This is a genomic window from Pantoea nemavictus (assembly GCF_037479095.1).
GTDB lineage: Bacteria > Pseudomonadota > Gammaproteobacteria > Enterobacterales > Enterobacteriaceae > Pantoea > Pantoea nemavictus.
Genome location: NZ_JBBGZW010000001.1, coordinates 1,053,836 through 1,065,896, shown reverse-complemented (window position 1 = coordinate 1,065,896; position 12,061 = coordinate 1,053,836). Strand labels below are relative to the sequence as shown.

Here is a 12,061-nt window from a genome sequence, read left to right as displayed (position 1 = left end):
TCAGTGGTGACGTCGATTATCTTCCTTTTCGCTCATAGCTTACTGAGGCTCTGCTCCGACTTTGTACCGAAATAGTAGGTATTTCAGAAGCGGTGTCGTTGCTTAACGTTTGTGGTTTTTAATGCTTTGTTGGTGAAAGACATCCAGCAATTTTTGATGGATGTCTCATTTTTGTTTGTGTTATTGGTTATAGAGGCCATCCATCGAACCCACAGCATTCATGCGGCTTTGTTGAATAAATCGGATTTAGATAAAAGCTCTCCTCATCGCTGACTCCCTCAGGCAATCCGGACAGTTTCTGGCATCCCTGCGCGCGTCATTTTGTTTAAGGCGCGGATCATGGCCATAGCCTCCCCAACCTGCGCATCATAATCCCGCAGCGTAAGATGCCCACCAAACAGCTGCTTGACACGGTAAATTGCCGTTTCAGCCACCGAACGCCGGTTGTAAACCGTGTGCCATTTCCAGTACGCATTGCTTCCCGTCAGCCGTTGCCGGCCAACCGCCTAATTTCTGTCGGCATATTCAGCCGGCCAGTAACCTGCGCGAGTTCGCGGTGGGATCAGTGCTTTGATTTTCTTACGCCGCAGTTCATCGTGGCACCGTCTGGTGTCATAAGCGCCGTCGGCGCAGACGGTTCTGATTTTCCGGTGGGTCTGGCGAATAAGCCCCGGGAAGGCCTCTGCATCCGTCACGTTGTTCAGGGAAAGGTCAGCGCAGATAACCTCATGTGTACCGTCGTCTACCGCCAGGTACAGTTTACGCCAGATGCGGCGCTTTTCTTGGCCGTGTTTTTGCACATTCCACTCACCTTCACCGAAGAATTTTAATCCGGTGGAGTCGATAACCAGGTGGGCAATCTCGCCACGTGTAGGGTTTTTTAAAGGGATGCAGACGGACTTAGCCCGCCTGCTGACACAGGAATAATCCGGGCAACAGAGCGGGAGCTTCATCAGGGTAAAAATGGAGTCAATAAATCCCTGCGCGGCGCGCAGCGTGAGGCGAAAGACGCGTTTGAGCATCAGTACGGTGGTAATAGCCAGCTCAGAATAACGTTGCGGATGACCATGTGAAGACGTGCCTGGCTCGTCATACCAGGCCTGGATGGGCGACTCATCAAGCCAGAATGTCAGTGAACCCCGGTTGACGAGCGCCTTGTTGTATTCAGCCCAGTTGGTGATTTTGAACGTTTGTTTTGCCACGTGATACCGCTACAGGATCGGGAATGTGGTGATCTGATCCTGATTACGGCCAAAAGTTCGATTTATTCAACAAAGCCTTGCTGTTTTGTCCGTCAACATGGTGCCATTCTGTCTGATTTTTTCAGCCCTTTCCACATGGGCAAGGCCCTTGGTTGTATATGGGAATTTTCTTCAATTGAACAGGAAAAGCAAGGGTTGGTGAATACAGATCTTGACATCAAATATATTTTTCGATGGCGTATACTGCACCTGCGCGCAGTTAGAGAATGCAGTAAAATTAGTAATGTGTATAAAACTGCACCCTGCACGCGACGATAGAAGCATTTCGTATGATATTGCCAGCAGTTTCAAAAACTGTGGCCTTACATGCACCTGGTAAGTGAGATTTAATGATGAGGGGAGTATTAATAGGGAGATCTTTTTCAGGTTCAGATGCCTTATATATGATGAGCCAAAAAATTAAAGTCATAGTGATAATGGCAAACATGGTGATCTTCTTCATCAACTTTCCTTTTGGGTTAAAATTTCAATTATTTTAACCCAAGGAATCCCTGATATTGCCTAAGCGTTTTACAAGCCAAATACGTTTATGTAAAACTGCCCGTTACTGTCATCCGACTTTTGGATATTATAAGTTATCGGTAATTTAGTTGTCTTGTCTGGTAAAGTCATTTTCAAGTCGGCAGAGCATGAGTAGGCATCTAGCAAGGAGTCATGCTTTATAGTTCTGACATTAATAACGGCTAATTGAATGTTATCTGCATCCTTAGGCACCATCCCTGCCATCTGTGAGTTCCTGATTTGGTCAAATTGTTTCTTGATTTTTTTTTCGAAATATCAACTACTAGACTTTTAGCATCATCACTATTACATTTTGGTGTGTTGTCCCCACAACCAGTCAGCAGGCTTGCAGAGATGGTTAATAAAACTAATTTTGATATCATTTGATTAATCCTTGTTAATTGCATGATTTAATATTTTTTCCAGACGTAGACGTTCAACTATTCGGGCTGCACGGTTATACCCCACGCGAAAATAAAGTTGTACCGTTTTGACTTTAATTTCTGTTAGCCCTTCATGAATAATCAGCTGAAGCGTTTTATCGTAAAGCTCCGCGTCCATTTTACGGTTAAGATCATCCCGTTCCTGCTCACTCACATTCCATCTCCCTGCATTTCCTCGCTATTTTTTCTGGTAAATCCCATCCATTGCTCCAATGGAGGTCATGCCGCAATAGCCTTCACACCCCTTTGTTATTACCGTCACTCTGCCGTTGTTCTGCTCGCTGATGGCTGCTACGCATTGGGTCGATTTATCGTTATAAACCCAGCGATGCTTCTGATTTTTACCGGGACCAATAGATTGCGCTGAGCCTTCCATATTGCAGATACCTGAAGCATCTTTACTTGCTGCATTAATGCTGAATTCCACACCATTACCTCCCGCTACCAGTGATAGTGATCCGTTCGGTTTGAAATACTCTGCGGCGGTAGCCAGAGCTGATGTACTCAATACTAGGGTGGCTAAAATGACCCTTTTCATCGTTACTCCTTGTCAGTTAATACGAATATTTTTGGTGATTTTCCCGAAAGTGAGCGGTCTGCGTTTTTCGACATAAAAATAAGCAACATTAAACGCCGACTTTTTGTGATTGCCTTTGCCGAGAGAAGGCCAGTCGCGGAAAGCCTCAATCTGGGCTTCCGAATAGGGCGTGGTAGAGAAGTCGAACAGTACCAGCAATGCTTTGCCGTCATACTTCATCAGTTTCTTCATTTCAGTGCTGTTGACTGTGGCTGATACCGTTGATTTGGCTGCGGTGGGTTTACGGACGGCAAACTCAACAGCCACATCATCTATTACAAAGTCGATATAGCCGTTTCCCGTAATAGAGCCCGGAAGTTTCCCTTTCACTTCAGGCGATACATCGTCGGAGAAACAGCCTAAAAGGTAGCAACGAACCAGAGGTAGAAGTTCCCTTTAACTACACTCATTCAGGCGTAGTGTTTTTACAAACTCAGTGCGGTAAAGGGAATGAAAGAAGTACTCAAAGCTTTTTGTCACCGAAGTGATGGTGGTCGCCATGGCTAATCCTTGCCGGAATGTATTGAAGGTTGTTTATCAAAATAACGGCTGGGCCATATATCTTCGGGCATCATGCCCAGCGCTGCTGCGATCAACCGTTCTGCCTTCGGATAGTGCTGACTGAAAGCATTGTTCAATGTACGGGAACCTAATCCCTGATCGCGGGATAACTGCGCCAGACTTACTCCACGTTTGTGTAGTGCAGCCACAATGTCGGCCCTGTGCCAGTCCTTAGCCCTTCCTTTAGTTCGCTTTTTTTGCGATGCTACGTGGTTATTCACAGTGTTAACTCCTCTGTATCAGTACAAGGATATTAAATGCGAATAAAAGGAACTTATCAAGTTCTCTTTATGGTTTTGTATGTTCCTTTTTTTAACGTATTGATATTCTGGATTAAATTTATGAAAAATATTTTGGACGTTTCATCTACTGCCGAGAATGAAGGTGACAGCGAACAGTGGCTTTCAGCACAGGCATTCGTTGGAATAGCGGGAATGCCGGGTACGGCAAAGGGTTGCCGCCTGCGTCTTGAGAAGCTGGCAGTAATGCACCCTGAAATCAAAAGAAAGAGAACCGGGCATAAAGGCTTTGAGTATCATATTCGTGCTGCGGGAATGTCGCTGAAAAGTGAGCGGGCAGAGCAGGCTATTCAATCAATAGCATCTCCCCACGGTGCTGATGAACAACTCAATCTCTGGGTTCAATTGTTTAAGAGCATGGAACCTCATTCACGAGACCGCTTGCTGCAACAGGCTCTTCAACAAGCAGCTGACGATCTTTCGCTGACACATCACTCAATGCCGGCGGAAGTGATTTCACTGGCCCATCAGTTAATGGCTTTATCAGAAGAACAGCGTAAACAATTGCTGGAAGGTATTTCGAAGTAAATGTCGATATATTGGATATTATCTCTCTCAATTTCATACCTTTCATTTCGTTTCAATTAAAATAGTTTCTTGCTGGTATTATTTGATCGATATATATCACTTTGATATAATGTCATTACTGGAAAGCTATTATTAGTTGCCAGCCATTTATTTAACTGACTTTAAAATTTAAATCATCCTTTCTAGGAGGGGTGACTGTATACAAAACACCATCATGCTGGTTATTTCTTTATATTAATGGTGTTTCCACTGCTTTATTAATAGTGCTCAGTAAGTGATGCTGTTCCATTTATATGAGTTTTTTGTTTATTGAATATGAACTTGAAAGGCGCTGAGGTGACTCTGCATGTCACTGTTACGTAGTTGATGAATGATCTTTAATACATAACTTACAATGAATGGGTGCAATATAATTCATCAATTAAACCCATTACCTATAGTTAAGTAAGGCGAGAGATTTATATGGATAAAATATATCAGGAAGGTTATTCCCTTCCGGTTAATCAGGCATTGATTAACTTATTATTTAAAGAAATGGGTGAGCGTCCCCCCATGAAGTCAAAGTTGTTAGCAGTATCACTTATCTTCAGGGATATGCACTACAGCCATGATGAGGGCGGCTATCACCCGGTAGAAATCAGGCTTACTCATAAAAATGACCAGTTCTGGTTCGATTACATTACTGATTTCGCTTATATGGGACGTATCTATTCCGAACTGGAAAAGCAATTAGATTTCAGCTGGTCACAACGTTACGTTTTCTGTGCAGGAGTTGGGGATTTATCCCATGCAGAAGGTTGTGAATTATTTGAGCTGTGGCAGTCCAACTTTGTTAACTACTGGCAGATGGGCATTTACACCCCGCAAATCCTCTGGGAAAGCTGATCCCTCCGCACTGAATATCACTAATTAATGGAGAACTATCTGTGACAACTTACAGAGGAATACGTGCGTCTCAACAGGGCGAACTGGACTGTCTTTGTGGTGCTTATTGCGTGGTTAATATGTTGAGCTGGTTATACGACGGCAAAGTTAAGCGACGCCCACTAATGAACCGACTTATTCAGACCTACCAGCAGCGTTGGCCTTTAAAGGAATGGCTGACCGAAGGAATTGAGGAAGATCGCCTCGACTGGCTGATGGCTCAGGTTTTGCAAAAAGGGCATTACAGCCGCCAGTTCCCGGTTGAAATAACCAAACCCTTTGCCGGGAAGCGGGGATTAACAGACGGGCGGCTTTTCAGGGAAATGCAGCGGTTCCTTGACGTCACTGACCATTCCCGCCTGATTATGCTCAGCGACCAGTTTCACTGGTCCCTTTTGGTCAAAATGGATGAAGAAATGCTCTGCTTCTTCGACAGCAACGGGCGAACCACCATGCCCCGTAAAGCTTTCTCCCTGCGTACTGGCGTAACCCGCCGCCAGCTGTTTGCAGACGCTATCTATTTTATTGAACGGGAGTTCTAACATGATGATGTTTACCAAACGTGAAACCCGCATCCTCGATCAGGCGCGTGACATTATCAGCAGGTATTATCAGCATGGCGTACAGCTATCCTGTCCTGATGATGTCAGACGGTGCGTAATGGTTGAGCTGGCAACGCTTGAACATGAAGAGTTTGGCATCATCCTGCTCAATAACCAGAACCAGCTGTTACATCGGGAAACTTTGTTTAGGGGCTCTTTGAATACGGTCAGCGTTCACCCCCGCGAAGTGATCAAGCTTGTGCTGAAACACAACGCCGCCGCAGCTATCCTCGTTCACAATCATCCCAGCGGCGAGCCTGAACCCAGCCGTAGTGATATCCGTTTAACTAAAGAACTAAAGGCACTGATGGAGATGCTGGACGTGCGATTGTTAGATCACTTCATCGTAGCTGGCGCTGAAACTGTATCAATGGCTGAGCGGGGGCTGGTCTGATGCGAACAGTTACTTGGTTTAATGTACGTTATCACGGGCTAAACGCATGAGCGGGGCTGCGTTACATCAGGTCGTGCCGGTAGTGCAAACAACCGTGTTTGAAGCGTATATCAACGGTCTTGCTCCCTATGGACGACGTGGGATCACCAGCCTGTTAAACCGCAGCGCCAGTATACTTAAACGCGGTGCGGATGCAGATAATTACCAATGGGAGCAGCTTAGCTTCGCCGCCGTCGCCAAAGTGCGCGCGGCACTACTGGATGACGGTTACGCCGTGTCGTCGGTCAACATGGCGTTATCAGCGCTGCGGGGTGTGGCGCAGACGGCTTTTAACCTGAATTGCATGAATGCCGAAACGCTGGCACGTATCCGGTCAGTTAAGCGCGTGAACGGCGATATTCAGCGTAAGGGGAGGGCGTTAAACAAGCAGGAAATCCGGGCACTGATTCAGACAGCAAAACAGCATCCGCTACCGGTACGTCGCTGCCGAGATGTCGCCATTGTGCTGACACTTTGCGGAACGGGCCTCCGGGCCGGGGAGTTGGTTAAACTTGAGCGCCGGGACTATGACAACGGCATACTGACGGTGAGGCAGGGTAAGGGGAGGAAATACCGGGAAATTCATGTGGCGGCAGCGGTAGATAAAGCCATCCGCGCGTGGTTGAAAGTCAGCGCAAACGAAGCTGAAAACGCTCTGTTCAGCCGTATTCAGCGTAATGGCAAAGCCGTCAGTTCTTCCCTGACTACGACCGGCTTAACGGGTATTCTGGCGGAATTACAGCAAACGTCAGACATAGCACGTTTTTCCCCGCATGACATGCGACGCACATTTATCACCCGTCTACTAGATCAGGGTGTTGATATTAATATCGTGCGACAATTGGCAGGGCATCGAGATATTTCAACAACTATTCGATATGACTTTCGTAATAAAGTCACGCAGTGTAATGCAAGTAAGTCTATAAATATTTTTTAAAATATATAAGGCAAAGTACTTTAATCGTTTTTGCTTTCATTGTCTTTTACTGCTTTTATTATGATGCTCGCGGTTGAGCATTTTATAACGTACTTTTCTGTCCATGCTATAGCCTTAAAGTGAATGCCAGTTTTCCCATCAGAAAATAGAGGTAAAGGAATGTCTTCTTCGTTGAATTTTCGTGCAATGTCTCCATTGCTTTCCCCTTCAAATATCTTATCCCAAATTTGCCCGTAAGTTTCAACAAGATTTTCTGAAGACTCATGCTCATATTCTAAAATGTGATCAAGATAATATTGATTAATCAATTCATCAATGGCAGAGCTGTTTTTTTCAGTGTCATTTCTTTGGTTGCGGCTATTTGCTGTGCGCTTAACTATTTCATTGAGATGTTCAAGGGTGTTGCTGTTTAAATAAATTGTTTTTCGTTTTCCTTCCTTTTTAAGTTTTTCACGGCGAATTTGTTGTCTTTCCGCATTAGACTTAGCTCGACTCTCTTTTTTCATATCACCTTTACCTCATAAGATTTTATATCACTTTATGGTTTTCTTGAGGATTGTCAATATCTACTCCCCCTTGATGGTCAATGGAAGCTTCAATTCACTTCACACAAATATATGATGAGAGAATCGTGACTGTCACGTTTATGTTTCCATATATTGTAATGTGTTGGTCACAGTTTTCGATGTGTGTCATCACTATTGCCTGAAAGAGAATGAATTTGATTTTCGTGATGGTCACGACGGGCGGTTTTGATGAAAATGTTGTTGCGGTCACGTTTTTACGCGCAGTGTTAGTGGTTAAGCTGTTGAATATTAATAGATAAGTTTGGTTGTAAAAGCCTGTTCGCATCAGCCGATGCGTAACCAAAACAGGTGTGCCATGACCACAATTCGTATCATCAAAGTCCCGGAAGTTCTTGAGCGTTGTGCTTTGAGCAGGGCGACACTTTATCGCTTGTTGGAGCGCGGAGAATTTCCGGTGCAGGTTCGCCTCAGCACGCGGTCTGTAGGCTTCTACGAGCATGAAGTGAATCAATGGCTGGATGAGCGTAAGCGCGTCAAGTAATTGGCGCTTATAACATCAGTCAAGTTACACAGCTCAGCACAGCTTCAGAACTAACTTCAGATCCACATAGATGCTTACGGTGATAGCTATTGTCACCAGCTAATCAGATTGGTATGTCTCATATGCGTATTAGTGTGGGTGACTGCTTAACTCTCCGCATGTAAATCGTTGGGTGAGTATCTAATCTGGTCGGATGGCTGCAAGCAAATATCTGCATCCCTATCTCGTAAATTGCAGGTGAATACGGTTAGCCTGCCATCAACTTGATATACAGGTTAGAAGCTTCGCTGAGCATTAGACTCAAATCGGAGTTTATATGCTTAATGTTAAGAATATTAAAATGAATAAAGGAATGCTCGTTGGTCAAACATATGGTCGTTATCCTATGGCTATGCATATTGATTGGCTAACTGCAGTTTCTGACTATGGTAGTGAGGATGAGAAGGAGATTTTCGAAGCTTGTTTGCTGCTTCTGAAAAAGAAATTAAAGGGGGAGTATAAAGTTAAGCACAGGAATATGGATAAGCGGAGTAAGAAGAAACCTCCGTACCGGAAAGGTCTTCATATTTCGGAGTGTGGGACTGGTTCGCCCAAGCTGTTAACTATCTGTACAAATCCACGGTTCAAAAATATTGGAGGAATCTCTATTCAGATTCATCCTCAGCGTACTACAGGTGTGGGGATGGATACTTTGTTGAATAAATTGAATGCTGCACTTGGTGGGCTGTTGTTCCCGATATTGTCCCGTGCTTGGGTTACACGTGTAGACATAGCGTTAGACATCTATGGATGCAAGCTGGATGATTATTTCTGGTGGCTAAGCTGGGCTAAGGCTTATGAAGATTTTTGTGAGCCATATGGATTACCGGGGTTGCAGATAGGGAAAAAATCAGCGCTAAGCTTAAATCTTTACGAGAAAGTAGACGCTAGCAATGCCAAGGTTGAAGGGCTTAAGCGAGCTATTTTCCATGTTTTTGAGAAAGATCATCGCGGCAAAGACAGGATACGTAAAGAGCTGTTGATAGACCTTAAAAAGGAGCAGTATCCGGGACTGCTGCGTGCTGAGTTTCGAGTTCAGGAGAAGAAGAACAAAACGGGGAAATATTCCAAAGAGGGGAAGGTCGTCATGCTCAGTAAACTAAAAAGTATGAAGAATCCCCTACACCGCCTTCAAATATTTGATCGTGCATTAATGTCTGACATGTTCAACGAGTGGTACAAAGTCGATCGGTCTGACACTAACAGTAGCAAGGGGCTAGTTAATCTTCTCTACCGCAACACCGGGAAACATATAGGTCGGGCAGCTGAACGCATCTTTGAGCGTCGAAAGGTTGAGCTGTTTAGTGCAAACGAGGTATGGAGCTGTTGGTCCGACTGTGTTGACGCTATGGGCAAGATACTGGCTGGCCTAACTGGGAAGAGACCAGCAAGCAACCAGACAGAATCACAAGCCAAGATTGAGCGGAAAAAACGAAGGTTATCTGGCGCTCGTTCTCGGCGTGAGCGCAGGCGTTAAATAGCAATTATGGCGGTCAAATGACCGCCATAAAGCTAATAACACCTTTCACAATTATCTCGATTGTTATTCATCAGTAACGAGCAACGATTCAACCCGATTAAGAGCTAAGTTCCATTCGCGTTGAATCATTGACCACAGTTCATCCTCTAATTGCTTTTTCTCAGGATTTTTAAACCAGTTTCCACTATGCGAAACAATTCTAACCTTATAGCCACTTCCCAGCCCCCACTCTCTCTGGCAACTGGTCCAGAAATCTCTATCCTGCTTTAACTCTTCACGGAAGGAGGTTTGGCCCATGATCTGGATTTTTGTAAGCAATTCATCATAGGCTGTCTGAAGTAAGCGCTGGGATTGCCCAAGTAATTCTGCTGCCTCTTCTAGATCAGGAGTGACGGCCATGTTCTGACAAATTTCAGTAAACCCTAATACTGCAGAGTGAAGTGATTGAACTGCAATTTTTCTAGCCCCGTATCCTAAATGATGACCGAAGTTCAAGTTGTACCAATCACCATCTCGATTTACAGAAGCTCTTATTGTTGCGGCGTAAGCGTGACCCAATTGCTCAATAAGACTATCTTGCACGCGTAGATTCAAATGTTCAGGTGAACGATGACGATTTATCCAAGTTCTCAATTGTTGAGCTGCTTGACGGATGACTTCTTGGGTTTGCGCCTGCTCATAGTTTTGCAGAAGAACTTTGGCGTTGCTGATAATTTCGTCTAATTGTTGACCGAAAGATCGGCGTACATTGTCCAATTGATCTGAGAGGAAAGATTGGAACAGTGCTGGATCATCCTGACGAGAATCAAAGAAGCCAACTGCTAATTCAGATAATCCTAGAGGAGCTAAACTCATAGATATTTGTTCATGTTTTAGCTCATAGCCCTCTTCAACACTCTCAACTTTCAATCCTACTTCATCTTTTACTTCAAGTGCTTCACCAGAACGAGGGAGGACTAGTAAAGCTGCTTTTTGGATAAGATCGCGAACACCAGCATCTTTGGCTCGCTCTAGCAGTAATCTGGCCTCCGCTGCTGGGGCATTGTTAAAGCCAGAACAAAGGATTGCCAGCGTATGAGGATCATAAAGCAGGCCTTCAAGGTCAGATCGTGCAGCGGTGCGATCAATGCCTTTAGTATCAATGAAGCGCACCGATAGATCATTAATAGGAAGCAACTGCTTCGGTACAATTACCTCTATACGAGCAGGGAGTGTAAACTCCGGATGACGCCCATTATTAACTTCCTCAAATGTATCTTTTAACCAATTTAAAGGCTCTTTTCCTGTGCTGGCATCGTACCAGACATCTCGACGGTCACGGCGAGGCAGTTCCATTCTAGAAAGTATTTCGACTACAACCTCGCGGGTGCTTCCATGTGTTTTCGCAAGCTCTTTAGCTTCATCGCTACGGACAACTTTTCCGTCTTCTCCCTTGCTTTTACTAATGCGTAATCCTGCTAAGTTACGAATAGCCCTTTCTATTTCTTTTGAAATGCCCTGTGATTCTTCTCCGGTAATGCCTTGGGAGACATTGCCTTTAATATATTCTGCAAAATCAGATACATGGGAGCGAATGGCATCATCTGATGTTGGTTCAATTAGAAGACCGTAACCCGGCCCCTGTCTTAGATGTACTTCACAAACAGTAATACCGCCAGCACCAGCCTCAAGTACGGGGGCTAGAGGGCTTGTTTCAGTCACTGATACCTCAAGACCTGTAAGTCTGCAGATTGCAGTAGATTTGCCAATACCAATACTTCCTATAAAAGCAACCTGATGCTCGCGTTTGAGCAACAGACTTGCTGAAGCCTTTAGCTCATCTACGTAAGTAGATAAACGACGTTCAAAAGCATGCTTCGTATCGGGCCTTTGGGCTAACTCTATTAATTGTTTAGCTACTTCTTCTGCAGACCATAAAAGATCTTGATCTGGATGATCCAAGCTTGGACGTTCCATTACCTGCCAGTCTCGCTCGATAATTGTGCGTAGTCTTAGGGCTTCTGGAGTATCTATAGCCTCTAATAACATGGATAGCTCGCCGGCATCAACCGAACGATCTCCGCTTTCAATACGAGATAAAACTGTTGCACTCCAAGTTACCTTACGGGCAAGTTCAGCTTGCTTGATACCGGCACGCTCACGAACGAGTGTTAGATGCTGGCCCAACTCTAAAGGGGAAATATTTTTTTTCATCACAGTGCTCCATTTTCAATGATGAAATGATGCAGCAACGTTTCACTAAAATCAATCGAATGTAGTGAAATGCTTTTTTGGTATGGCTGGATTGATTTTATATCATTGATAAATAATATATTTATATTTTATAGTGAGATCTTGATAGCTACATCATAACTATGGGGGCCGCTAAATTACCATCCATAGATTGGTAGGTTGCCAACACGCTAAG

General features: G+C 44.6%; 13 protein-coding genes and 2 pseudogenes. 7 read left to right on the top strand and 8 right to left on the bottom strand.

Translation table 11 applies throughout. The features are described 5' to 3' along the window. Positions 1-278 precede the first annotated feature (278 nt). From WH298_RS04985 to WH298_RS04960, 6 genes and pseudogenes are all read right to left on the bottom strand, one after another. A pseudogene (locus tag WH298_RS04985) lies at positions 279-1,202 on the bottom strand (IS5 family transposase). 277 nt (positions 1,203-1,479) lie between these two features. Next, positions 1,480-1,704, bottom strand: coding sequence for a hypothetical protein (locus WH298_RS04980; RefSeq protein ID WP_180822347.1), 225 nt, complete (start codon positions 1,702-1,704; stop codon positions 1,480-1,482). Positions 1,705-2,150: 446 nt separating this feature from the next. Then, complete coding sequence (locus WH298_RS04975; RefSeq protein ID WP_180822346.1) at positions 2,151-2,360, bottom strand: DNA translocase FtsK; 210 nt, start codon at positions 2,358-2,360, stop codon at positions 2,151-2,153. Between the two features lie 24 nt (positions 2,361-2,384). Further along, a complete protein-coding gene (locus WH298_RS04970) occupies positions 2,385-2,744 on the bottom strand; it encodes an acyl-CoA dehydrogenase (RefSeq protein ID WP_180822345.1) in 360 nt (119 codons plus the stop codon). A 12-nt stretch (positions 2,745-2,756) separates the two neighbouring features. Further along, positions 2,757-3,284, bottom strand: a pseudogene (locus WH298_RS04965) (hypothetical protein). A 2-nt stretch (positions 3,285-3,286) separates the two neighbouring features. Continuing rightward, positions 3,287-3,565, bottom strand: a complete 279-nt coding sequence (locus WH298_RS04960) for a helix-turn-helix domain-containing protein (RefSeq protein WP_180822344.1) — start codon at positions 3,563-3,565, stop codon at positions 3,287-3,289. 36 nt (positions 3,566-3,601) lie between these two features. Between WH298_RS04960 and WH298_RS04955 the strand changes: the two genes are divergently transcribed. The 5 genes from WH298_RS04955 to WH298_RS04935 all read left to right on the top strand — a co-directional run bounded on the left by WH298_RS04955 (position 3,602) and on the right by WH298_RS04935 (position 7,067). Beyond that, positions 3,602-4,171: a hypothetical protein gene (locus WH298_RS04955; RefSeq protein ID WP_238344410.1), complete on the top strand. Its 570-nt coding sequence runs from the start codon at positions 3,602-3,604 to the stop codon at positions 4,169-4,171. A 462-nt stretch (positions 4,172-4,633) separates the two neighbouring features. After that, positions 4,634-5,056 carry a DUF2787 family protein gene (locus WH298_RS04950; RefSeq protein WP_180822343.1) on the top strand — a complete coding sequence of 141 codons (423 nt, stop codon included), beginning with the start codon at positions 4,634-4,636 and terminating at the stop codon, positions 5,054-5,056. Positions 5,057-5,175: 119 nt separating this feature from the next. Then, on the top strand, positions 5,176-5,637 hold the full coding sequence (locus WH298_RS04945) for a hypothetical protein (RefSeq protein ID WP_180823689.1): 462 nt from the start codon (positions 5,176-5,178) through the stop codon (positions 5,635-5,637). Between the two features lies 1 nt (position 5,638). Beyond that, positions 5,639-6,091, top strand: coding sequence for a RadC family protein (gene radC / locus WH298_RS04940; RefSeq protein WP_180822342.1), 453 nt, complete (start codon positions 5,639-5,641; stop codon positions 6,089-6,091). A gap of 46 nt (positions 6,092-6,137) precedes the next feature. Beyond that, complete coding sequence (locus tag WH298_RS04935) at positions 6,138-7,067, top strand: tyrosine-type recombinase/integrase (RefSeq protein ID WP_180822341.1); 930 nt, start codon at positions 6,138-6,140, stop codon at positions 7,065-7,067. A gap of 20 nt (positions 7,068-7,087) precedes the next feature. On the opposite strand, the gene WH298_RS04930 is transcribed toward WH298_RS04935, so the two are convergent. Beyond that, a complete protein-coding gene (locus WH298_RS04930) occupies positions 7,088-7,573 on the bottom strand; it encodes a hypothetical protein (protein WP_180822340.1) in 486 nt (161 codons plus the stop codon). 376 nt (positions 7,574-7,949) lie between these two features. Here WH298_RS04930 and WH298_RS04925 point away from each other — a divergent pair, with 376 nt between their 5' ends. After that, positions 7,950-8,135 (top strand): helix-turn-helix transcriptional regulator, encoded by a 186-nt coding sequence (locus WH298_RS04925; RefSeq protein ID WP_180822339.1) that lies wholly within the window; start codon positions 7,950-7,952, stop codon positions 8,133-8,135. 316 nt (positions 8,136-8,451) lie between these two features. Then, positions 8,452-9,651: a hypothetical protein gene (locus tag WH298_RS04920; protein ID WP_180822338.1), complete on the top strand. Its 1,200-nt coding sequence runs from the start codon at positions 8,452-8,454 to the stop codon at positions 9,649-9,651. 66 nt (positions 9,652-9,717) lie between these two features. Here WH298_RS04920 and WH298_RS04915 read toward each other — a convergent pair whose 3' ends face one another. Then, a complete protein-coding gene (locus WH298_RS04915) occupies positions 9,718-11,847 on the bottom strand; it encodes a helix-turn-helix domain-containing protein (protein WP_180822337.1) in 2,130 nt (709 codons plus the stop codon). Positions 11,848-12,061 lie beyond the last annotated feature (214 nt).

Excerpts from the sequence above, each read along its gene's own strand:
- WH298_RS04980 (WP_180822347.1), bottom strand. The coding sequence starts at position 1,704 with ATGAAGAAGATCACCATGTTTGCCATTATCACTATGACTTTAATTTTT.
- WH298_RS04970 (WP_180822345.1), bottom strand. The coding sequence starts at position 2,744 with ATGAAAAGGGTCATTTTAGCCACCCTAGTATTGAGTACATCAGCTCTG.
- WH298_RS04955 (WP_238344410.1), top strand. The coding sequence starts at position 3,602 with ATGCGAATAAAAGGAACTTATCAAGTTCTCTTTATGGTTTTGTATGTT.
- WH298_RS04950 (WP_180822343.1), top strand. The coding sequence starts at position 4,634 with ATGGATAAAATATATCAGGAAGGTTATTCCCTTCCGGTTAATCAGGCA.
- WH298_RS04945 (WP_180823689.1), top strand. The coding sequence starts at position 5,176 with ATGTTGAGCTGGTTATACGACGGCAAAGTTAAGCGACGCCCACTAATG.
- radC (WP_180822342.1), top strand. The coding sequence starts at position 5,639 with ATGATGATGTTTACCAAACGTGAAACCCGCATCCTCGATCAGGCGCGT.
- WH298_RS04935 (WP_180822341.1), top strand. The coding sequence starts at position 6,138 with ATGAGCGGGGCTGCGTTACATCAGGTCGTGCCGGTAGTGCAAACAACC.
- WH298_RS04930 (WP_180822340.1), bottom strand. The coding sequence starts at position 7,573 with ATGAAAAAAGAGAGTCGAGCTAAGTCTAATGCGGAAAGACAACAAATT.
- WH298_RS04925 (WP_180822339.1), top strand. The coding sequence starts at position 7,950 with ATGACCACAATTCGTATCATCAAAGTCCCGGAAGTTCTTGAGCGTTGT.
- WH298_RS04920 (WP_180822338.1), top strand. The coding sequence starts at position 8,452 with ATGCTTAATGTTAAGAATATTAAAATGAATAAAGGAATGCTCGTTGGT.
- WH298_RS04915 (WP_180822337.1), bottom strand. The coding sequence starts at position 11,847 with ATGAAAAAAAATATTTCCCCTTTAGAGTTGGGCCAGCATCTAACACTC.